Here is a 20,922-nt window from a genome sequence, read left to right as displayed (position 1 = left end):
GAGAGAAGAGACGTCATGACCGCGGGAAAGCGACTCGACCCCATCGCCGATGAACTCTCGTGGCAACCGGTGCCGGCGACCGGCCCCGTGATCGGTTCGCGCAGCGGTGAGCGGTCGAGCCTGGACGACGAATCCTTCGCGCTCGTGGTGGGCGGTGGGGTCTTCGTCATCGTCGCCATCGTCGCCGCCTTCGTGTTCTGGGGCCGTGAGCTCGCGATCGACGGCCGCAATTCGCTCGGCGACTTCACAGCGATCGCGGGTGGCATCGCGGCGGCACTGGGCTTCGCCCTGTCGCGGATGCTGCCCCGGCGTCGTCCCGATGCGGGCGCCGGCCCCACCGAGGATGAGCGCTACCGGTGGTTCGACATCACCGCCCTGTCGGTGGCGCACGGCGCGATCGCCCTGCTGGGGTGGATCGGGATCGCCACGGTCCTCGAGCACAGCCTCGTCGGAGCCACCGTCTACACCTCTCCCGCCGTCGTGCTCGCCGCTGCCGCGTCGGCGCTCAGCGCATACCTCGCCTTTCTCAGTGGTGCGAGCCTGTCGCCGCGGCACCTCTCCCTGGTTCTCGCCGTGTTCCTGGTGGTCGGCCTCGTGACAGCGATGCTGAGCGCCGGTGATCCGCAGTGGTGGCAGATGAACCTTTCCGCACTGGGGATCACGCACGACATCTCGTCGCTGACGTTCAACTTCACCCTGATCGTGTCGGGGGTCATCGTCACGACCATCGCCCGACTCGGCACGTCGTCGCTTCCCTCCACGACGGTCAGGGATCGGCGCCGGCGACTCATCGTGCGCGTGATCTTCGTGCTGCTGGGCGTGCTGCTCGCGTGCGTCGGGATCTTCCCGGTCGATCGCTTCTTCCTCGTGCACAACACTGTGGCGACTGGGATGGCCGTCGCCTACGCGGCCCTGGTCTTGGCGCTGCCCTGGCTCATCCCCTCGATGCCGCGGGTGTTCATCGCGCTCGGCTACATCTACGTCGTGGCGATCGTCGGGCTGGCGCTGCTCTTCGCAGCAGGCATCTACAACCTCACCGCCGTGGAGTTGGTCGCGGCCCTGCTGATCTTCAGCTGGCTCATCCTCTTCCTGCGCAATGTGCAGACCGTCAGCTCTCGGAAGCGGTCGGCGTCGTGACGGGACCGGCGGCCCTGGACCAGGAGGGCGTCGTCGCTCGGCTGGACGAGCTCGAACGGCAGAACGCGGAACTTCGGCGTGCGGCGATCCACGGCGAGCGTCCGCGCGGAGGCTGGTGGCGGGCGGTCGCGTCGGCGCTCGTGATCGCCGTCGCGGCTCTGCTGGTCCCGGTGTCGGTCGTCGGCGCCTGGGCGCGCGTACAGCTGATCGATGAGGAGTCGTTCGTCGGCATGCTCGCGCCGCTGGTCGATGAGCCTTCCGTGCAGGAGCTCATCGTCGACGAGACGATGACCGCGGTACGCGCGCGGATCGACTTCGAGGTGCTGACCGACGCCGTGTTCGACGGGGTCGTGGTGCCCGTGACCGACGAGCGCACGGCCGAGATGCTCGGACTGCTCCGGCAACCGGCAGCCGATGGTCTCGACAGCCTGGTGTCGACCTCGGTGCAGTCGGCCGTCGAGTCCGCGGCCTTCGCCCGCATCTGGGAGATGGCGCTGCGCGGCGGGCATCGTGCGCTCACGGCCGTGTCCACGTCGGACGGCGGCGGGATCGTGGTACTCACCGACCAGGGCGTGGGCATCCGCCTGGGCCCGCTCGTCGACGGCGTGAAAGCCGAGCTCGCCGACCGCGGCATCGGGATCGCAACGATCGTGCCGACCATCGACCGCACGATCATCGTCGGCGGCGCGGAGAACGTGATCGCCATCCGCACCGGGTACGCGCTCGCCGATGCCATCGGGTGGTGGCTCCCGATCATCACGACGCTGCTGTTCCTGGCGGGGCTCATGCTGGCACGACGGCGGAGTGCAGCGCTCACGGGCATCGGCGTCGCGCTGGCGCTCGGCGGCGGATCTCTGGCGGTCGCCCTGGAGTTCGGGCGTATCGCGATCGGCGCCGCCGCGGGTGAGAGCGGCATCCCGCCGGCTGCGATCGGCGCCGTGTACGCGCATGTCATCGCAGACCTGAGCGCGACCGGGACAGCCGTGGCGGTCTTCGGACTCATCCTCGCGGTCGTCGGCTGGCTGACCGGGGCCTCGCGCCCCGCCCGCCGCGTGCGCTCCGCGACCGGGGTGGCTTACCAGTCCGCACGTCGCGCGCTGCAGCGCCGATCCGCACAAGCCCCCGATGTGGTGGAGGTACCGACATGATCCCCGTTCTCGCCGACCTGCTCACCATCGGCGTCGCCATCGCGATCAGTCCTCTCGCCATCGTCGCCGTGATCCTGATGGCCACGTCGGGCAAGGGCCGCACCAACGGCACCGCCTTCATCCTCGGCTGCTACACGTTCGCGATCGTCTTCGTCGGCATCCTGGTCCTGGTCGGGCGATCGGCGGGGACGGAGGATCCGGACTCCGGCCCCCACATCACGGTCGACATCGTCGAGATCGTCCTGGGCCTCGGCCTGCTCGTACTGGCGATCCGGCAGTGGCGGCACCGCGCGTCGAACGAGCCTCCGGCCTGGATGGCGCGGCTCGATGGGCTGAAGCTCGGTGGGGCGTTCCTGGTCGGCGTGCTCATCTCCGGACCGCTGTCGCCGAAGGATCTGCCCCTGCTCGTCGCCGCCGGCGGCCGCATCTCACAGGCGACGCTGCCCGTGGAACAGGTTGTGGCCGTCATTCTCGTCTTCGGGGTCATGGGCATCATGGCGGTCATGGTGCCGTGGTTCATCAGCGTGGTGTCCCCGGGAAAGGTCGAGGTGCGTCTGAGCGCGATGCGCACCTGGCTCGTGTCGAATCACGCCGTCATCATGACCGTGCTGTTCGTCATCCTCGGGGTCAAGCTGATCGGCTCCGGCGTCGCCGACCTGGCGAGCTGAGGGAAGCCGGATGTCGTTAGAGCTCACGGCGGCGATCATCGTCGCAGTCATCGTGATCGTCTTCTCGAATGCACTGTCGAGCCGCATCGGCGTCGCGGGTCCGCTCATCCTCGTCGCGGTCGGCGTCGGGGTGAGCCTCATCCCCGCTGTCTCGGCCGTGGTGGTGCCACCGGAACTGATCCTGATGGGGGTGCTGCCTCCCCTGCTGTTCTCGGCGGCGGTGTCGGCGCCCGCGATCGAACTCCGGCGGGATTTCAGTGCGATCAGCGGGCTCGCCGTGCTCCTCGTCATCATCAGCTCCCTCGTGCTGGGAGTGTTCTTCTTCATCGCGATCCCCGGCCTCGGGTTCCCGCTGGCCGTTGCACTCGGAGCGATCCTCAGCCCCACCGATGCGGTCGCCACGTCGATCGTGCGTCGTCTCGGCGTGCCGCGCCGAGTGGTCACGGTGTTGGAGGGCGAGGCGCTCATCAACGATGCCTCCGCGCTGGTACTGATGCGCACGGCGATCGTGGCAGCGGCATCCGGATTCTCGTTCCTCGCGACTCTCGGCACCTTCGCGTGGGCGGTGCTGTCTGCGATCGTGGTCGGTGCGCTCGCCGGAGCGCTCGCTCTGCGACTGCGAGCGTGGACGACGAGTGCAACGGCGAACACCGCGCTCGGACTCACCGTCCCCTACATCGCGTTCCTGCCGACCGAGGCGCTCGGCGGCTCGGGCCTCGTCGCGGCCGTCGTCGCGGGAGTGGTGTGCGGCCAGGGCGCGGTGCGGTGGCTGACGCCGGAGCAGCGGATCTCGGACAAGCTCAACTGGCGCACCGTCGAGTTCCTGCTCGAGGGCGCCGTGTTCCTTCTCATGGGACTGGAGCTGTGGGGCATCGTCGAGAAGAATCTCGCCGCCGACGAAGGGCTGTGGAAGGGGATCGGCATCGCCGCCTTGGCCTTCGTGATCCTCATCGCGGTCCGTGCGACCTATGTGTTCCCGATGCTGCGCGTGCACACGACCCGCGTGGAGAGGTTCGTGCGCGGGCGCCTGTCGGCAGGGGACCAAGGGGACGCGCCACCGGAGAGCACAGCGGGTCGGGCGCTGGCCGCCCTCCCCGGCGTCTCTCCGGCTCAGCAGGTCAAGCGTCGCCGCAAGAGGCTCCGCCGCATGAGAGCCGACATCGACTACTTCGACACGTCACCGCTCACGTGGAAGCACAACGCCATCATCGTGTGGGCGGGAATGCGCGGAGCCGTGACGCTCGCGGCCGCGCAGACTCTGCCGAACGACACCCCGGAGCGCGACCTGCTGGTGTTCATCGCGTTTCTCGTCGCGGCGGGGAGCCTGCTCATCCAGGGGCTCACGCTGCCGTGGCTGGCTCGTATTCTGGGGCTGCGCAAGGGATCGAGCAGCTTGCCGCGCGAGGAGATCCGTGAGATCGATGCCGAGCTGAACGAGGCCGCGCGCGTTGCGGTAGAAGGCGGCCGACTGCGGCGCAGCGATCGCAAGCCCTTCTCGGACGACATCTACGCCGTACCCGCCTCACTGTTCGTCACCCCCCTCGACCCGACGGATGGGCTCGACACCCCGGAGGCACTCGAGTTCGGTCTGGCCGTCATCACGGTGATGCGAGGTCGCCTGCACGAACTCGGCCGGTCGGGGCGACACAGCACCAGCGCGCTGCGGTACGTGCTCGACGAGCTCGACGCCTACGAGATCAGCGTGAAGCTCCACCTGGAAAGCGAGAGATGACAATGGAACTGTCCTCCACCCCTCTGCTCGGAATCGCGCTGGCGCTCGCGTCGGCCGCCGCGCTCGCCCTCGGCAACCTGCTCCAAGCCCGCGGTGTGCGGGCGATGGAGCAGAACGCGACCCAGGGCGTCGACGGCTCCAAGGTCATGCACCTCGTGCGAAACCACTTCTGGTTGATCGGCGCGCTGCTGCTGGTCGTCGCGATCGTCTTGCAGCTGAGTGCGCTCACCCTCGCCCCGCTCATGGTGGTGCAGCCGCTCGGTGTGGTCGCGCTGGTGTTCACGGCGTTGATCACGGCGCTCGTCGCGAAGCGGATGCCGTCGCGGCGGGTCGTGCTCGCGATCCTCACCTGCGTGGTCGGCGTCGCCGGATTCGTCACGGTGGCGGCACTCGTCAGCACGCAGCATCCGATCACCGACGTGCAGCTGATCGCGGTGCTGTCGGTGCTCGCCGCCGTGCTGATCGCGACCGGCCTCGTGTGGGTGCTGGGCCGCAATCGGCCGACCCCTCCGGTGCTGTGGGTCGTGCTCGGCGGAGTCTTCTCGGCGTTCGTCGCGACCCTCGGCAAGACGGTCATCCTGCGCGTGCAGACGGCGCTGCAGTCGGGCGGCCTGAAATGGGACGCGGCCAACATCCTCACGATCGCCTGCATCCTCGGGATCGGCATCGCCGGAGGGCTGTCGGTCTACCTCGTGCAGCGCGCGCACGCTTCGAACCGACCCGAGGTGGTGGTCGCCGGTCTCACCGTCGTGGATCCCGCCGTCGCCGTCGTGCTCGGGATCGTGATCCTCGGCGAGGCGAGCTCGGCTCCGCTGTGGGCGCTGTTCGCGTTCATCGTCGCAGGGGCTGTGGCCGTCGGGGGAGTGTTCGCGCTGTCCCGCGCGGAGAACGAGACCGCCTGACCCATCGGTGAAACCCCTGCCGGGTGCGTGGGCGCCCGGCAGGGGTTTGCTGGATCAGGCGGTCTTCTTGCCGTAACGAAGCGCGCGCACGATGTTCACGACGCCGAGCACGACGAGCGACAGTCCCAGCAGGATCCACAGCAGCGCTGCGCCCCACAGCGGAGCGAACAGCAGCACGATGCCGGCGGCGATGGAGATGATCGCGAAGAGCACGGCCCAGACCTTGGAACCGGCGTGTCCGATGGTCGAGAGTGCGACGGCACCCTCCACGATCCACAGCACCGCGACGAGGATGCTGATGAACGCGCCGAGCCACGCCGCTGTCTGCCCCAGGTTCGAGAAGGCCAGGATTCCCGCGACGATGAACACGAGTCCGAGGAACACGTGTCCGATACGCGCCCACCCGCCCTTGGTCTTGCTGAACAGGCCGAGAGCGGCGTAGACGATACCGGCGATGACCGCGTAGACCGCGACGATCGCGGCGACGATGGCCGCCGTCTTGCCCGGCCACACCAGGATGAGGACTCCGACGATCAGGGCGAGCAGGCCGCCCACGCCGAGGGCGATGCGGATGCCGTTGGTGGCGGTGGCACGGGGGGAGGTGGTGGTCATTGAAGGCCCTTTCTGGTTTCGAAACCGCCGTCGGTGCGGACGGCGCCGACGGCGTGTGCCCTCAGCATCGCGTCGCGTGAACGCACACACGGGGATCGCCTCGCAACTTCACCCCGCGGATCACTCCGGTTTCACCCGTCGTGCTCTGGTCGCGGAGCGTCTGACGCGCTTAGCGTGGGTGGATGACCGACATCTCCGAACCTCCGACACCCGACGGGTCCGGGGCGGCGCGGCATGCGCACCAGGCGGCTCGGGCCGAGATGTTCGAGGGTGACGACCGTTCGCTGGGGCTCACGCTCGGCGGTGGAGGGGCGTTCGGCGCCGCGCACGTCGGCGTGCTGCAGGTGCTCGCCGAGCGTGGCATCCGGCCCGGGGTCGCTGCCGGTACGAGCTCGGGAGCGCTCGCCGCTGGCGCCTATGCCGCCGGTTTCGATGCCGAAGCGATCGAGAGCGCGGTGCTGCGCTTCCGCTGGAGCGAAATCGCGCGGTGGACGTTCCGGCCGCGCTGGGGACTTCTGGACACGCGCGTCATCCGCGCAGCGGTGGAACAGGTGCTCGGTACTGATCCGCTCATCGAAGACCTCCCGCGACGGTTCGCCGCGTACGCCACCGACCTGCGCACGAGACGCGGCGTCGTGCTCGACCACGGGCCGCTGAGCGAGGCGCTGCGGGCGAGTGTCGCCGTGCCCGGACTCCTCCCGCCGCTTCGCCGGGGCGAACAGGTCCTCGCCGACGGGGGGATGATCGACAATGTCCCGGTCGAGGCGACCAGGGCGATCGGTGCCTCTCGCGTCATCGTCGTGCGTCTGCATGCGAAGTGGGAGAACGTGCGCATGATGAGGACGGTCTCGCGCACAGCCGACCTCGTCGAGGATCCTTCCGTCGTGTTGATCCAGCCCGAGATGGAGGGGATGGCTCAGTGGACGATGTCCGATGTCGGACGCCTCATCGCCGAGGGGCGTCGTGCCGCTGTCGTCGCGCTCGATGAGGCGGGGCCGGACTGGCACCTGACCGCCCCGACGCCGTAACCCACGCCACCTCTCCGGAGCTCGTCGGTACGGGCAAACGGGTGCGCCCATACCGAGAAGGCGCCCCGCGGCGTTGCATCACGCGGTGCCTGCGCAGACTGGTGAGCACAGGCGCGCGACGCAGGGAGACAGCGGAATGAGACAGCGTTCGGATTTCCAGGGTTCCGTTCACGCGGACGGCGGGTGGTGGACCGTGCACGCGGTGGACGTGGTGACACCGGACATTCCGATTCTCCGGCATCAGCCGGCATCGCTCCCGCAGGGTTCGAGCTGCCGCAGTGAGCTGGATTGAGATCACGGGCGAACGTCAAGGTGAACTGCGGGGTGAAATCCGGGTCTGATCGCTGTTCGGATCGAACCGATCGGTGATTCTTGAACCAGCGGACCACCGACTGCTCCTCCCCCACGGCGCAGGTCGTCACGGTCAGGTCCGCACATGGGCGCCGGTCGGTTCACGGTTCGCCAGGCGGGATTCCTGGCACTCCCTACCGCGACCGGCGCCCACCTCACAACCTCACGACGAAAGAGGGAACATGGTCGCCAGGAGTAACCCGATCGGCACGGCACGAGTCCGCGGCTTCACGATCGCAGCCCTTTTGGGGGCATCACTCGCCCTGTCCGGCTGCGCGACGGCGGGGGACCCGGCTCCCGAGCTCACCGCGGAGGCTGAGGGAACCCCGGGGGAAGACGTGGGGACTGACCTCGCGGCTGCTCGGCTCGACGGCGGTCGGATGTTCGCCGTGGTCACGTGGGGGTCGTCGTCCTGCCCTCCCATCGTCGACGACGCGACGGCCGACGACGAGACGGAGGAGCAGACGGTGTCGGTGACGCTGGCCGATCCGCAAGGGGACCAACCCTGCACGGCCGACATGGGGCCGCGCGCCAGCCTGGGCGCTTTCCCGGAGGGAGTGGATCCGTCCAAAGACGTTGAGCTCCTCATCGAGTACGACGATCTGCGTGGTGCGGTCGAGTTGAAGGCCGATGAAGCCTTCGCTGCCGCGTCTACTTCGGAAACGGAGTTCGCGCCATCGGCCGGATGGTTCGACGACCGTGGCATCGTGCTGCTCACCTGGGGGTCGTCGACGTGTGCACCCACGGCGACCGATGTGGAACAGACTGCGAGCGGCGCAACCGTGACGCTAGGTGTGCCCGACGGGCCCTGCACGCTGGACATGGCGCCGCGGGCGACGTTGATCGCCTTGGCTGACGATGCCCCAGGTGCGGACTTCGAGCTCGTGCTCTCCGGGGCTCAACTGGATGACACGGTGGCCGTGCTCGGGCGCTGAGCTCAGAGCAGGGAGCGGTCACGACGTAGGCGCGGCGCCAGCTGGTGTGCACGGGTGCTGGGACTCGCTGGCGCGCTCTCGCGTCGACGACGCGCCGGGCGCAGACGGCACGGAGCTGCGACCTCGTAGGCACGCAATCGTGCGCTTCGGCACGGTGGATCCGAGACGATGCGCGGGGATCGTCTCGCGCGGCCCTCCGTCGCTGCCGCGAGGCGGTGGGATGAGGATCGATGCGTCACGGGTGGCGCATCGGCAGTGAACGCGGCCCTCTCGCCGCGTCGCGAGCGACGGTGAGTTGTCGAAGTCCCACCGTCGCGGGATGGCCCGGGCGAGGGGAGTCTCCCCGGGCCATCCTCACTTCTCAGAGGCGTCCGAGGCCGGAGAGCGCCTCGGCGATCCGATTCTCGATCCACGGTGCCATGACCTGCTTCGCGGCCGGCGTGAAGTGCACGCGATCGTCGGCGTAGAGAGCCACTCCAGGGGAGACGTCGGTGACGCAGACGTCGTCCGGGCAGACGGCCCCGGACAGATCGAGCCGCTGCACGTTCGAGTGCGCCGCGAAGATCGTCTCCTCGACCGCCGACTTGCACGCGAGACGTTCGGGGCTGACCGTCTTCGACCAGTCACGCGGTCGGTCGTTGGACAGGAGGATGAGCGGCGGTGAGGCGAAGACGTCCGTGATGCCCGTCAGCGTCTCGAGTTGCTGGTGGTAGCGCTTCTCCCAGGCGTCTTCACACGGGCCGATCCAAGAGCCCTCGAAGAGCTGATCCTCGACGTCCCACTTGTTGTGCACGAGGATGACATCGGGCTGCTCGCCAGGAGTGAGGCCACGGAGGTCGTCCTTCCACTTTCCGCACCCCTTCTCCTCGGAATCCATCACCCAGCCGTTGCCGGCCCGGGCCTTGGTCGCATCGAACAGGCCGCAACCACCCGATGCCATCAGCGAGAGGTCGAGATCGGTGCTGCGATGATCGCGAAGCGCTTGGTGCATGTTCCCCGCGACGGAATCGCCCAGAAGGGCAACCTTCAGCGGCCCCGCAGAGCTGAGGGCAGGGCCCGGCGCGCCGATCGAGAACGGGCTGCCTGGCTCGGCGACGGTTTCGGCGACAGGCTGGTCGACCTGGGGCGGTGGTTCCGAGGAGGAGCCGTAATCCGCGCCAGGCATCGGGGCAGGCTGGCTGGTGTAGTGGATGGCTGCTGCGATGAAGAAAGCGATCGCGAGAGCTGCGCCGACGCCCGTGGCGACGGCACGCAGCCGGGAGCCGACAGTGGGAGCGGGGCGGACACCATCCGCCGGGGTCGGCTGCTGCTCGAGGGACTGCGACTCCGCGGCCTCCCTGTCGCGCTCGAGCCTGTCGCGCTCGAGCCGTGCGCGCTCCTCACGGCGCGTCATCCCGCGGCTTTCCATCGCTCTGATCCCTCCTCGTCGGACGACGGGAGTGGCCGGACCCCAGGGGAGACCGGCCACTCGTTTCCCGTCCCGCGCACGGGAGACGCGGGGAGGGTTCGCGGAGAAACCGAAGCCGCCCTCGTCGAAAACGCTAACGCGGCGCGGCGCGGGCTGGCGTCGCTGCGGTGGTATTGCGTGGAGGCCGGCCGACGACCCGTGCGAAATCGTCTGCTGTCCGGGTCGAATGGGCCCGCGTGGTGGTGTGCACGGACCTCGTCGACGAGGACGCATCGTGCTCATGTCGGCCGGGAATCGATATGGTTCGACGAGTGCGTCTTCGGCAGGCGTGAAGGAGGACGACCGGTGAAGAAGGTGAATCGCCGCGGGCTTACGCTGTCGCTCGTGCTCAGTGTCACGGCCGGGTACGTCGACGCGATCGGGTTCATCGACACCGGCGGGCTGTTCGTCTCGTTCATGAGCGGCAATTCCACACAGGCGGGGGTCGAGGTGCTGGAGCACGGGATCACCGCTGCCTTCATGCCGCTCTCACTGGTCCTGGCGTTCGTGCTGGGCGTTACGGCCGGGGCGCTCGTCGGAGATGATGACCGACGACGAGTACGGGCCGTCGCCGGGTCTGCAGCAGCTGTGGCGGGCAGCGCTGCGCTGGCCGTATTCCTGCCCGAAGAACCGTGGCGGTTCTGGATTCTGGCGTTCGCGATGGGCGCCGTGAACACGCTCTACCTCGCTGAGGGCCGCGCTCGCGTCGCGATCACCTACGCGACCGGCACTCTTGTCAGTCTCGGCCTCGCGCTCGCCGCTCTCATGACCGGAAGGTCTCGCAGCGCCTGGCAGCGTCCGCTGATCCTGTGGGGATCGCTCGCCGGCGGGGCGGTCGTCGGCGCCGCCGCGCACAGACTCGGCAGTGCGATCTCACTCCTCATCGCGGCCGGCGTACTGGCCATCGCCGCCCTCGCGCTCGTTCTGCGTCGCGACGGGCGCGGCGCGTCCGCCACATGAGGGATGCGCGGGAAGTTCTCCGAACCGTCGTCAGGACGGTCTGTGTGCGCGAGGGATCTGGAGTTGCACATCATCTGCCTCTGCGGCTGCCTTCGACAGCAGGCCGTAGCTGAACAGCCCGGCTCGTATCAGCAGAACGTCACGCAGGTCGATTCCGGTGGCTTGGGCGAGCTGTTCCGGCGTGACCGTCGAGACGCCAGCGTCGTTCGCCCCGGCTGCCTCAGCGGTGAGCAGTGCGCGGATGTGCTCGGAGGTGAGGTGATTCCTGTTCAGGATCGCGGCGCGCGCATCGTGAAGTGCGAAGCCGCGCGCGAAGCCCAGCGCGACCTCGATCCACTCGGCAGCCGAGGTGTACACAGGGAAGGGCATGCGCGAAACCTATCGTCAGAACAGACGTCGCGGCAATGGGGCGGACCGAGGTCGTGTCGACGGCTGTCGGCTGCCTGCGATCGCGCGCTTCTCACGGCGACGCGTGGAGGCGTGATGCCTCGGAGAAGTGACCCCGTATCCCGAGTTCGCGTACGCAAAGTTCGCTTCAGCGCACGCACAACCCTCGGAACTCCCTCTGTCGCCCCCGGGGGAAGGCGAGGGTGGGGAAGTGGGTGAAGTGTGGGCCCGAGCGTTGTCGTGCGAGCTCACGTTCACGATCCTGAGAACGTGCGATGACCGCCGGCGGGAGGGGCGGTTCCCCGATGGCGGCACGTGAGAGGGATGGGGACGAGCGTAGATGGCTGATCTGACGGATGCCGGTGGTGCGGATGAGCGCCCACGCCGCAGACCACCCGACCCAGGCGTGTGGTCGCGTCCGGTGATCGCCGCGAAGATCGACGTTCCGGACGTCGCCCTCCCCGCGAGTGTGCAACTGAACCCTCCGAAGCTGAACCCGCAACCAGACGAGGCCGCGGAGGCCGCCGACGCCTGCAGGACGGAGTGACGAGCATCGGTGCTCTCCGGTCTCAGTCCCCCACCCGGTCGAGGCCGACGAAATCCATGATGTCCTGACCGTAGAGGCAGGTCTGGAGGGCGAGATCGCCGTCGAGTCCGAGGAGGTCGTCGGTACTGGACCACGTCTTGGGGACGTGTCGAACCTCGACCACCTCGTACTCGACGTCGCCCTGTGCGGTGCTGAGGATGACGTGGTCGCCGAGCTGCCAGTTAAGGATCACATCGCCACCGCAGTTGTTGTGGGCGGCCCACACCGGCGGTACGCCCGCTCGCGTGTACGAAGCCATCTGCGTGAAGGTGTCGTCACAGCGCGAGAGCTCCGCCTTGCCGCCGGTCGCTCCCAGGCGGGCACGGGGGAGCTCGTCCAGCACGGTCGCCCGCACGCCGGCAGCGATCGCGTCAACGGTGCTCTTCGTCGCGCCGTAGGCGCGCTCGACCCGCTCTGGCGCGACAACGGCCACCACGGCGAGGAGCACGCCCGCGCCGATGAGGATGCCGGCGATCACTCGGAGGAGGCGACCGGATCGGGGTCGGGCTGTTCGATGCGCGTTCGTCATGGGGTTCCTCCTTCAGGGTGTGTGGCAGATCAGTGCTCGACGGCGATGGCGGCACCCCTGGCGGCGACCTCGCCGTTGCGACGGGTCTTCGCCCACCCGGTCTTGCCGGAGTACTTGCGCACGAACGCGGCGGGCAACACGAGGTACATGTAGTAGATGTAGATCGCGAAGCAGAAGCCGTAGCGGATGGATGTCGCAAGGTCCAGGTCGGGCTCGCAGCGCTTGCGGTAGATGGGCCCCCACAGCACGAACGGCGCCAGCGTGAAGACGATGTAGATGGTCAGCACACTCCACCACACACGCACGAAGGCGTCGAGCACGTCGGGGTGCGCGAGGCCGTCGAGCAGAGCACTGAACCCGAGCAGGGCGAGCGCGATCATCCCCAGCGTCTGCAGGTAGGGCAGCAGCAGGTAGTAGGTGGTCTCGAGGGCGCCGGCGGCGGTCACGTAGGGTGACTTCACCACCTTCGGGATGTAACCGACGCACTCGATGTTGCCCTGCGCCCAACGCGTACGCTGCGTGACGAAGCGCTTCATCGACGGAAGAGCCTCCTGGGAGACGTGTGTGTCGTTGACGTTCTTCGTCGTCGATCCGGTGAGCACGACGTGCAGCCCGAGCTCGTAGTCCTCGAGGAGCGACCCATGCCAGGGGGTGCCGTACTCGTCGCCGATCCGGTCGAGGATGCTGAGGCGGGTGAACTGCCCGTTGCCACCGAGTCCGACCGTGCCGGCCCGCGACCGCAGCGACTGCATAGCCGCGTTCACCGTGCGGAACTCCATGTCCTGCATGCGGATGAGGAGTCGACCGAAACGGTTCTTGAACGCGCTGCCGCCGGGCACCGGGTTCTTGTCGTCGCGGTTCTTCATCCACACGGTGATCTGCGCAGCGCCGTTCTCGTCGTCGCCGAACACCGAATCGGACGACACGATCTCGAGCGCGTTCTCGGCGAGCTCGCCGTCGGCGTCGAGCACGATCACGATCTCCAGGTCGCGGTTCGCGCGGGCCGGCAGCCAGTCCGACAGTTCGGCGTACGCCTGGTTGAGGGCCGCGCCCTTGCCGAGTCGTGCGTTCGGACGCTTGCGGGCGACGACGTGCACGTGCGGGTCGAACCGGGCATACTCCTCCGCGATCGCGAGCGTCTCGTCGTCGCTGTCGTCGTCGATCACCCACAGATGGGCGTTCGGGAAGTTCGTGCGCGCGCGTTCGATGGTCGTGGCGAGCACGGCCTCCTCGTCGCGGCACGGGATGAAGAAGTGCCAGTGGAAGTCGTCGGGGTCACCCGGCACGACGGGCTTGTCGCGCAGGAACGGAACGAGGATGAGCGCCAGGTAGAGCAGGAACAGGACGCTGAGCAGGAAGGCGAAGCCGCCGATCGTGAAGAACATGCGTCCTCCCTTCTATTTCTTCTTGGGCTTGTGCACGATGAACAAGACGTAGAACAGCAGGGTGGCGGCCATGCTGACGGCCATCAGGATGGTGCCGCCGACGATGTGCACCCAGTCGAAGACCTCGCGACTCTGGAACGAGAACGCATAGGCCAGCCAGCCCAGCCGCACCTGGTTGAGCGCGATGAGACCGACCATGCCGATCACGGTCGCACCCAGTAGGCGGGCCAGCGGAAAGCGGGGCAGCAGCAGGAGAATCGCGGTGAGGGCGAAGATGGCCGCGACGTAGAACGCGATCGCGCACTCCGCGGTGATGCGCAGCGCATACCAGTGACCGTCGCCCTCGAAGGCGATCGCCGGGCTGCCGCTGGAGGTCGCGGCCTTGGTGCCGGTCGCGAAGATCAAGGGCAGGAGTTCGGCCGAGATCGCGGCTTCCATCGTGCGGATCGCGTGCTCGAACGCCACCGCGGCTGCGGCACCGGCGGCGAAGAGCAGGGCCAGTGCCCAGCGGATGGCCATGTGCACACGGCTGGTCGTCGGGGTGGGAACGTACGCGGGGGAGGGGTTCGGCTTCTCGCGGATCTCCTGTGCTTCGCGGAGGGCTCGGCGGGAGGCTCGGGTGTCGAGGGGAGCAGAGGCGCTGGTCATGATGTCTTCTTTCGGGTGGGTTCGTGGTCGCAGGCCGCTCACGCGCTCGGGCGCAGAGCCTTCGACATCTCGCTCTGGAGCCACGGCGCCATGCGCGCGAGGCCTGCGGGGCTGAAGTGGCTGCCGTCGGTGTAGATCGCGTCGCCGGTCTCGGTCTCGGTGACGCACACCCCGTCGGGGCAGACGGCTGTCTTGAAGTCGAGGCGCTTCACGTTGGGGTGCGCCTGCATGATCGTCTCCTCGACGCTGGTCTTGCAGGCGAGGCGCTCGGCCGACAGCGAGCTCTCGGCGCCGCGGTCGCGGTCGTTGGAGAGCAGGATGAGTGGTGCCTGCGCCTGCTCGTCGCCGATGTCCACGAGCATCTCGAGCTGCGAGGCGTAGCGCTGCTGCCACTGGTCGGTGCAGGGGCCGACCCACTCGCCGTTGAACAGCTGGTCGTCGGCGTCCCATGCGTTGTGGAGCACGTAGACGTCGGGCTGTTGGTCGGCGTTCGCCGTGCGGAGCTTGTCCTTCCAGTTCCAGCACAGCCGCTCCGACTCCATGATGAAGCCGTTGTCGGCGCGGGCCTTCTCGGCGTCGAAGATGCCGCACCCGCCATAGGTGAGGTCGAGCGGCTTCAGGTCCGCCGTGCGGTACTCGGCCAGGGAGTCGTACATGTTGCCCGCGACCGAGTCGCCGATCACGGCCACGGTCAGCGGCGAGCCGTCGGCGCTGGTCGGAACGGTCGAGGCGGCTCCGGACGGGAACAGGCTTCCCGGGTTGGCGGCCTGCGGTGCCGACGCGTCGACGCGCGGGTTGTTCACACGATCGATCGGCAGGTACCAGGCCAGTCCGATCACGACAGCGAAGCCGGCGACGATCGCGATGAACGCACTGAACGGCTTCCAGTTGCGGGTGCGCAGCGGCTCGGCGATCACCCAGTGCAGGATCATCGACGCGATCCAGGTCAGGAAACCGCCGACCACGAACAGAGCTAGCGGATGGATCTTTCCGTCGGTGGCCTGCTGCAGCGCCCAGAAGATGGGCAGATGCAGCAAGAACATCGAGTATGAGACCATGCCGACTACGCGGAAGGGCTTGTACGAGAACGGCTTCACGAGCGCATTGGCGGGGAAACAGAGAGTGGCGGTGAAGATCGCGATGCCGACGGCGACGGCCGCAAGCCCGCCCTGGTAGAGCCAGGCCTCGTGGTACGTCTCGGTCGCGATGCTGACCGCGACGACCGCGACCAGGCTCACCAGGCTCAGCGTGGTGACGCCGACACGGGCGAGCAGCGAGGGCGTGCGCTCCGGCCGCTGTGCAGCGCGCTGCAGCAGCCAATAGACGAGAGCAGCCGCGGCGGCTCCGGCGACGAACGCGACGATGCGCGAGTCGGTGCCGAGGTACAGGCGGTCGGTGTTCGAGCCGTCGAACTGCAGCGGCGCGATCAGTGCGGTGAAGAACAGGGTCACCGTGAGCAGCGTGGCGAGGATGCCGATGCGCTTGCGTGACACGAACCACAGCAGCAGCACGACGATCGGCCACACCACGTAGAACTGCTCGGTCACCGACAGCGACCACATCTGGCCGAGCGGAATGATCTGTCCTGTCTGGTCCCAGTACCCGCTGTTCGAGCCGATCTGCTGCCAGTTCGCCACCTGGAACAGCGAGGCGATCGCGGTCTGGGCTGCGGACTTCAGCTCGGTGAGCGTTCCACTCGACCACAACACCGCGAGCACGAGGCCGAGGGTGAGGAAGAGCGAGGGCAGCAGGCGCCGCGCACGGCGGGCATAGAACGCCCCGATCCGGATGCGTCCGGTGCCCACTGCCTCTTTGATCATGAGCAGCGTGATGAGGAAGCCGGAGACGACGAAGAACGCGTCGACGCCGAAGAGCCCGCGCGTGGACCACCCGCAGTGATACAGCAGCACCGAGAGGATGGCGACACCTCGCATGCCGTCGACCGCGTCGAAGCGGAGCCCCGGCTTGACGACGTCGTCGGTCTTCGTCTTGACCTTGGCCGTGCGGATCGAGTCGGTGGAGGATTGCGGCTCGGCGTGCGGGGCCGTCGAACGATCGGCGCGCGATCGGCGGGTCGGAGCGGTGTCGCGGACGTCGGGGCGGTCGGCCTCGGCCACGGGAGTGCGCTCGGCCTCAGCTGCGCGGGCCTCGCTGCGGGTGCGGAAGACCGCGGTCTCCCCGTCGGCGGAAGGTGTGATCACCTCGTTCATGAAACGTCCTCTGCTCGAAGTCGATGGGTGTGGTTGCAGCCACGGTCGTTCGGCAGAAGCCCCCAAGAAGGAGGTATGCGTTCCCCGCCGCAGCGTCGTGCGTCTCCGGTGTCGATCTCGACTTTCCCCGGTCGCTTTCGTGCTCCCTTTCTATGCGCTGCGTACGCGGGGGCCGGCGGAAGCAGGGGTGTCCCCGTGCGTCGGTGCGGATCGTCGGTGCCAGCCGTCGTCGAACCCTGGTTTCGGGCGGCCGCGTGCGTGGGCGGTCCGTGTCGACGGGCGTCCAGCGTGCACATGTTCCCGTACGGGGGTTCGGGTGGATCATTCGGGTGTTCGGGTGTTCTCTACGGAGATCCCGCCTCGATCTGCGAATGAACCGGCGCGAACGAGGATCGTGCGGAGGTTGGGCGCGGGGGAGCGAAGCGCGTGGCGCGCTCGGGCGACGTGCGACCGCTGAGGCCCGTGCGTACGCAAAACGGCGGCGGGCGAGCGCGTGTGGGACGAATGCGGGCCACGGGCTGCGTATCCGATCCTTCTACGGAGGGTGGCTCGTCGGGCACGGGCGCAGGAGGATCCTGCACCGATTCCTCTTCGCGCCAGAGTCGTCGGAGAGCGTCGCGCCTAGCGTGGGCATCCGGCACATTCCTTGGGTGGATGACGCCGGGCCACTTATTCCTTGGGGGATTCAGATGTACGGACAGATACCGGGCGGAGGTGCCGCGGTCGGCGGCGGCGGCATGCTCGTAGCCACCGGCGGCAACGTCTTCACGACCGTCATGGGCACCGCGATCATCATCATCGCGGTCGGTGTCTTCCTGCTGCTCGCCGTGCGAGAGCGCCGTCGTCTGCGCTACCTTGCCGCCCAGGAGGCGATACCTCGCCCCCATTACCGGCGTTTCGGAGATCCCGACGCGAGTGCGTGAGAAAAGCGCGAGGACCATTCGGTCCTCGCGCTTTTTCGTGCCAGGGGAGAGGTACCTGGCGGCTGGAGGCGCACCGCGAATGCGCGTTTCCGCGATGCACGGGGCCTTACGAGAGTGTGTGTCGAATTCCTGGCGCTCCGCACCAACTTTCGCATCGCCAGCACGGAGAGGCGTCACGGGCCAGGCAATGCTCGCGCGGCAGAACCTAACGTCGGCAGTCGATGAGCCCGTTGCGTGGGACGCACGGGTACTGGGAACCAATCGAACTCAATGGGGGGAATCTGCCATGTCTTCCGTTCTGGAAAACGACGCAACAAGAGCACGCACCGAAGAAGTGCGCACAGACCGGCCTCGTGGGCCGAAGAGCGGTCTCGGCCGTTGGATCACGGGCATCGCACTGCTTGTCATGGGCATCGGGCTGATCGTGAGCGAGTGGTGGATCCGTGAGCTCGAGATGCGTATCGCGACTTCGATCGCCGACGCCACGTTCGCGACCGAGACCATGTTCGTGTGGAGCGACGGGAATCCGGCGCTCGGTTTCACGATGGGCGAGGGCTGGTTCGCCGCCCAGGCCACCGTGCTGTGCGGGGCTGCGTTGTTCGCCGGGGTCGTCGCGATCGCGGGCGGCGTGCTCACGCTCCTGCGCCTCGTGTCGTGGCCGCGTGCGCTCACGATCGGCGCGATCAGCGTGGTCGTGATCTTCGCGCTCAACCAGCTGCGTCTGTACCTGGCCGCGCTGGCGATGGGCTCCTTCGCCCAACAGGGCGCGCACCCGCTCGACAACGCCCTCGGTCTTGTCGGCATGGTCCTGCTCGTGCTGGGTGCCGGTGCTTTCTACTTTTTCGCCTGGCGGGCCGCGCGCAAGCGCAACGCCTGAGCGAAGCCGCATACGTGCCGCGGGGGACGCGATCGCACGCCGGCGGCGGGCCGCCTTCGCGGGAGCGGTTCGGCGTGTTCCGCCGGTTCACGACAGACGACGCATGACGAACATCAGCGGTGCAGGTCCAAGGCACACACAGGACCCGCGCCTCAGGCTCGGCGAGCACTGTGCCCGCCCTCGCAGAGCCGTCACGATCTGCCCCGCACTGCGGGGTGCCCCGCCCTGGGGAACGGGCAATTACACACGAAAGGCAACATGTTGGGTATCAATAAGAAGTTCGGGCGCGGTCTCGCGTCGGCCGGCACGATCGCCGCATTGGTGGCGGGGAGCGCGTTCATCGCCGCTCCTGCACAGGCAGCGCTGCAGTCCGGGACACAGCTCGAAGGCAGCATGGTCAGCCCGAACGCGAGCGGGACGTCTTACTCGGCGATGACGGGAAGCGCGACGAACGGAACAGGATTCAGCGCGAGCACCCTTCCGGCAACTCTTGCGCTTGCGAAGGGGGCGTTCCAGTTTCCGGCAGCGGGGTCGATTGGTCCCATCAGGAACGTGACCGTCGGTTCGTCCGTGTATGGAAAGTGCTTCGACCCCACGACCGGAGACGGAACCTGGGAGACATGCAACGCGAACAGCAATGCTCAGATGTGGAAGGCCGCATCGCGAGCATCGATCGGCGGCTATCCCACCATCACCCTGAACGGCGCGAACTCCACGGTTGGGCTTGAGCACATGAGTGGACGCCTCATGGCCTTGCGTGGAAGCTCCACGACCACTGGTTGGGTGACGGACGGTTCCGCTGTGAAGGCCGTAGAAGCCGACATCGTCATCTCCTCGCCCACAGCTGGCCAGGAGGTGGGGATGAAGGGCGCGAAGTTCACCGGCACAGCTGAGCCGAACGCGACACTGACCATCACCGACCTCAACGGCAACAACTACGGCACGGTGAAGACCGACGCGACCGGCAAGTGGACGGCGACGTTGCAGCTCCCCCAGGGGCCGACGTTCGTGACGTTCAAGACTGCGTCGAAGTCCGCCAACTGGGCGGGATTCGTGGTCGACGACTCGGCCGAGATCAAGCTCACCACCCCCACCTCTGGCAGCACGGTCGTGGGTTCGGATGTGCTCTTCCAGGGCACCGCAGAGCCCGGGCGCACGGTCACCATCAAGGACGCCGACGGCATCGTCATCGGTACCACGACGGCCGACCCGACGACGGGAGCATTCTCGGTGAAGGTCGCCCTGCCCGAGGGCACCAACTCTGCCTCGGTCGAGGTGTGGGAGCGCAAGATCGAGGTCACTGACCTCAACGTGATCAAGCCGCTCGTGGTGTCGACGCCGAAGGCGGGCGACCAGATCGGCACCCACGGCACCGACTTCGAGGGCACCGGTCAGCCCGGTGACAAGATCGAGATCAAGGACGCCGATGGCAACGTGCTGGGCGAGACCGAGGTCAAGGGCGACGGCTCCTGGGAGCTGAATGTGGTCGTGCCCGAGGGTGCGGCACCGCTGCGAGTCGAAGCCGGCGGTCAGACCGTCGTGCTCGAAGACGTGACCGTCGAAGACGACACGGCCGAGCTGATCGTCACGTCACCCGAGAACGGCTCGTCGCTGATCGGACCGGATGTGACCTTCGAGGGCACCGGCCAGCCCGGTGACACCGTCGTGATCAAGGACTCCGACGGCAATACACTCGGCGAGGCCGAGGTCAAGAAGGACGGCACCTGGGAACTCGAGGTTCCGCTGCCCGAAGGCGGTTCGGTCACCGTGGAGTCCGGCGACCAGAAGGTCGACGTCGAGGACATCGTCGTGGTCGCGCCGCTCGAGGTCATCTCGCCGAAGGGCGATGACAAGATCGGCACCCACGGCACCGACTTCTCGGGCAAGGGTCAGCCGGGCGAGACCGTCGTGATCAAGGACGCCGAGGGCAACGAGCTCGGTTCGACCGAGGTCAATGGCGACGGCACCTGGGATGTGAAGGTCGTGGTTCCCGAAGGATCCGCACCCATCACGGTGATCGCTGGGGAGCAGACCGTCGTGCTCGAAGATGTGACCGTCGAAGACGACACGGCCGAGCTGGTCGTGACCGCTCCGGGCAACGGTGGCACGGTCGTGGGGCCGGATGTGACCTTCGAGGGTAAGGGTCAGCCTGGCGACACGGTCGTGATCAAGGACTCTGAGGGCAATGAGCTCGGTGAGATCGAGATCGGTGAAGACGGCACCTGGGAGCTGACTGTTCCGCTGCCTGAGGGTGGCTCGGTGACGGTCGAGTCGGGTGACCAGAAGGTCGAGATCGAGGATGTCGTTGTGACGGCGCCTCTTGAGGTGACGTCGCCGGAGAAGGGTTCCACGCTCGTCGGTCCGGATGTGACCTTCGAGGGTAAGGGTCAGCCTGGCGACACGGTCGTGATCAAGGACTCTGAGGGCAATGAGCTCGGTGAGATCGAGATCGGTGAA

At 67.7% G+C, this 20,922-nt stretch carries 19 protein-coding genes; 12 read left to right on the top strand and 7 right to left on the bottom strand.

Annotated features, from left to right (window positions below; genetic code table 11):
- Positions 1–15: 15 nt before the first annotated feature.
- The 5 genes from ACFC14_RS02400 to ACFC14_RS02380 are packed head-to-tail and all read left to right on the top strand — an operon-like array spanning position 16 to position 5,587.
- Positions 16–1,137 carry a hypothetical protein gene (locus ACFC14_RS02400; RefSeq protein WP_376101048.1) on the top strand — a complete coding sequence of 374 codons (1,122 nt, stop codon included), beginning with the start codon at positions 16–18 and terminating at the stop codon, positions 1,135–1,137.
- Entirely contained in the window at positions 1,134–2,285 is a 1,152-nt protein-coding gene (locus tag ACFC14_RS02395; protein ID WP_376101047.1) for a hypothetical protein, read from the top strand. The genes ACFC14_RS02400 and ACFC14_RS02395 overlap by 4 nt, the downstream gene beginning before the upstream one ends.
- Positions 2,282–2,953, top strand: coding sequence for a GAP family protein (locus tag ACFC14_RS02390; protein WP_376101046.1), 672 nt, complete (start codon positions 2,282–2,284; stop codon positions 2,951–2,953). Before ACFC14_RS02395 ends, ACFC14_RS02390 begins: the two co-directional genes overlap by 4 nt.
- Positions 2,954–2,963: 10 nt before the next feature.
- Positions 2,964–4,685 carry a cation:proton antiporter gene (locus ACFC14_RS02385; protein WP_376101045.1) on the top strand — a complete coding sequence of 574 codons (1,722 nt, stop codon included), beginning with the start codon at positions 2,964–2,966 and terminating at the stop codon, positions 4,683–4,685.
- Positions 4,682–5,587, top strand: coding sequence for a multidrug DMT transporter permease (locus tag ACFC14_RS02380; protein ID WP_376101044.1), 906 nt, complete (start codon positions 4,682–4,684; stop codon positions 5,585–5,587). The genes ACFC14_RS02385 and ACFC14_RS02380 overlap by 4 nt, the downstream gene beginning before the upstream one ends.
- 54 nt (positions 5,588–5,641) lie before the next feature.
- Here ACFC14_RS02380 and ACFC14_RS02375 read toward each other — a convergent pair whose 3' ends face one another.
- Complete coding sequence (locus tag ACFC14_RS02375) at positions 5,642–6,199, bottom strand: DUF308 domain-containing protein (RefSeq protein ID WP_376101043.1); 558 nt, start codon at positions 6,197–6,199, stop codon at positions 5,642–5,644.
- Between the two features lie 182 nt (positions 6,200–6,381).
- On the opposite strand from ACFC14_RS02375, the gene ACFC14_RS02370 reads away from it, so the two are divergent.
- Positions 6,382–7,227 (top strand): patatin-like phospholipase family protein, encoded by an 846-nt coding sequence (locus tag ACFC14_RS02370; protein ID WP_376101042.1) that lies wholly within the window; start codon positions 6,382–6,384, stop codon positions 7,225–7,227.
- A gap of 731 nt (positions 7,228–7,958) precedes the next feature.
- Positions 7,959–8,513: a hypothetical protein gene (locus ACFC14_RS02365; protein WP_376101041.1), complete on the top strand. Its 555-nt coding sequence runs from the start codon at positions 7,959–7,961 to the stop codon at positions 8,511–8,513.
- 361 nt (positions 8,514–8,874) lie between these two features.
- Here ACFC14_RS02365 and ACFC14_RS02360 read toward each other — a convergent pair whose 3' ends face one another.
- Positions 8,875–9,921 (bottom strand): SGNH hydrolase domain-containing protein, encoded by a 1,047-nt coding sequence (locus ACFC14_RS02360; protein WP_376101040.1) that lies wholly within the window; start codon positions 9,919–9,921, stop codon positions 8,875–8,877.
- Between the two features lie 345 nt (positions 9,922–10,266).
- Between ACFC14_RS02360 and ACFC14_RS02355 the strand changes: the two genes are divergently transcribed.
- On the top strand, positions 10,267–10,920 hold the full coding sequence (locus tag ACFC14_RS02355) for a YoaK family protein (RefSeq protein WP_376101039.1): 654 nt from the start codon (positions 10,267–10,269) through the stop codon (positions 10,918–10,920).
- 30 nt (positions 10,921–10,950) lie between these two features.
- Here the strand turns inward: ACFC14_RS02355 and ACFC14_RS02350 are convergent, their stop codons facing one another.
- Positions 10,951–11,289, bottom strand: a complete 339-nt coding sequence (locus tag ACFC14_RS02350; protein ID WP_376101038.1) for a hypothetical protein — start codon at positions 11,287–11,289, stop codon at positions 10,951–10,953.
- A 358-nt stretch (positions 11,290–11,647) separates the two neighbouring features.
- Here ACFC14_RS02350 and ACFC14_RS02345 point away from each other — a divergent pair, with 358 nt between their 5' ends.
- Positions 11,648–11,854 carry a hypothetical protein gene (locus ACFC14_RS02345; RefSeq protein ID WP_376101037.1) on the top strand — a complete coding sequence of 69 codons (207 nt, stop codon included), beginning with the start codon at positions 11,648–11,650 and terminating at the stop codon, positions 11,852–11,854.
- Between the two features lie 22 nt (positions 11,855–11,876).
- Here the strand turns inward: ACFC14_RS02345 and ACFC14_RS02340 are convergent, their stop codons facing one another.
- From ACFC14_RS02340 to ACFC14_RS02325, 4 genes are read right to left on the bottom strand one after another with little or no spacing between them, the layout of a single operon-like run.
- Positions 11,877–12,422, bottom strand: coding sequence for a hypothetical protein (locus ACFC14_RS02340; protein WP_376101036.1), 546 nt, complete (start codon positions 12,420–12,422; stop codon positions 11,877–11,879).
- 29 nt (positions 12,423–12,451) lie between these two features.
- Positions 12,452–13,807 (bottom strand): glycosyltransferase, encoded by a 1,356-nt coding sequence (locus ACFC14_RS02335; RefSeq protein WP_376101035.1) that lies wholly within the window; start codon positions 13,805–13,807, stop codon positions 12,452–12,454.
- 12 nt (positions 13,808–13,819) lie between these two features.
- Positions 13,820–14,455: an exosortase R gene (xrtR, locus tag ACFC14_RS02330; RefSeq protein ID WP_376101034.1), complete on the bottom strand. Its 636-nt coding sequence runs from the start codon at positions 14,453–14,455 to the stop codon at positions 13,820–13,822.
- 38 nt (positions 14,456–14,493) lie between these two features.
- On the bottom strand, positions 14,494–16,665 hold the full coding sequence (locus ACFC14_RS02325) for an acyltransferase family protein (RefSeq protein WP_376101033.1): 2,172 nt from the start codon (positions 16,663–16,665) through the stop codon (positions 14,494–14,496).
- Between the two features lie 689 nt (positions 16,666–17,354).
- Between ACFC14_RS02325 and ACFC14_RS02320 the strand changes: the two genes are divergently transcribed.
- From ACFC14_RS02320 to ACFC14_RS02310, 3 genes are all read left to right on the top strand, one after another.
- Complete coding sequence (locus ACFC14_RS02320) at positions 17,355–17,588, top strand: hypothetical protein (protein WP_376101032.1); 234 nt, start codon at positions 17,355–17,357, stop codon at positions 17,586–17,588.
- Positions 17,589–17,922: 334 nt separating this feature from the next.
- Positions 17,923–18,465, top strand: coding sequence for a hypothetical protein (locus ACFC14_RS02315; protein WP_376101031.1), 543 nt, complete (start codon positions 17,923–17,925; stop codon positions 18,463–18,465).
- Between the two features lie 801 nt (positions 18,466–19,266).
- A partial coding sequence (locus tag ACFC14_RS02310) for an Ig-like domain-containing protein (protein WP_376101030.1) occupies positions 19,267–20,922 on the top strand: 1,656 nt, incomplete at its 3' end.

It is taken from the genome of Microbacterium sp. NPDC055988 (genome assembly GCF_042269505.1).
Lineage (GTDB): Bacteria > Actinomycetota > Actinomycetes > Actinomycetales > Microbacteriaceae > Microbacterium.
This window is presented reverse-complemented; position numbering and strand designations above follow the sequence as displayed.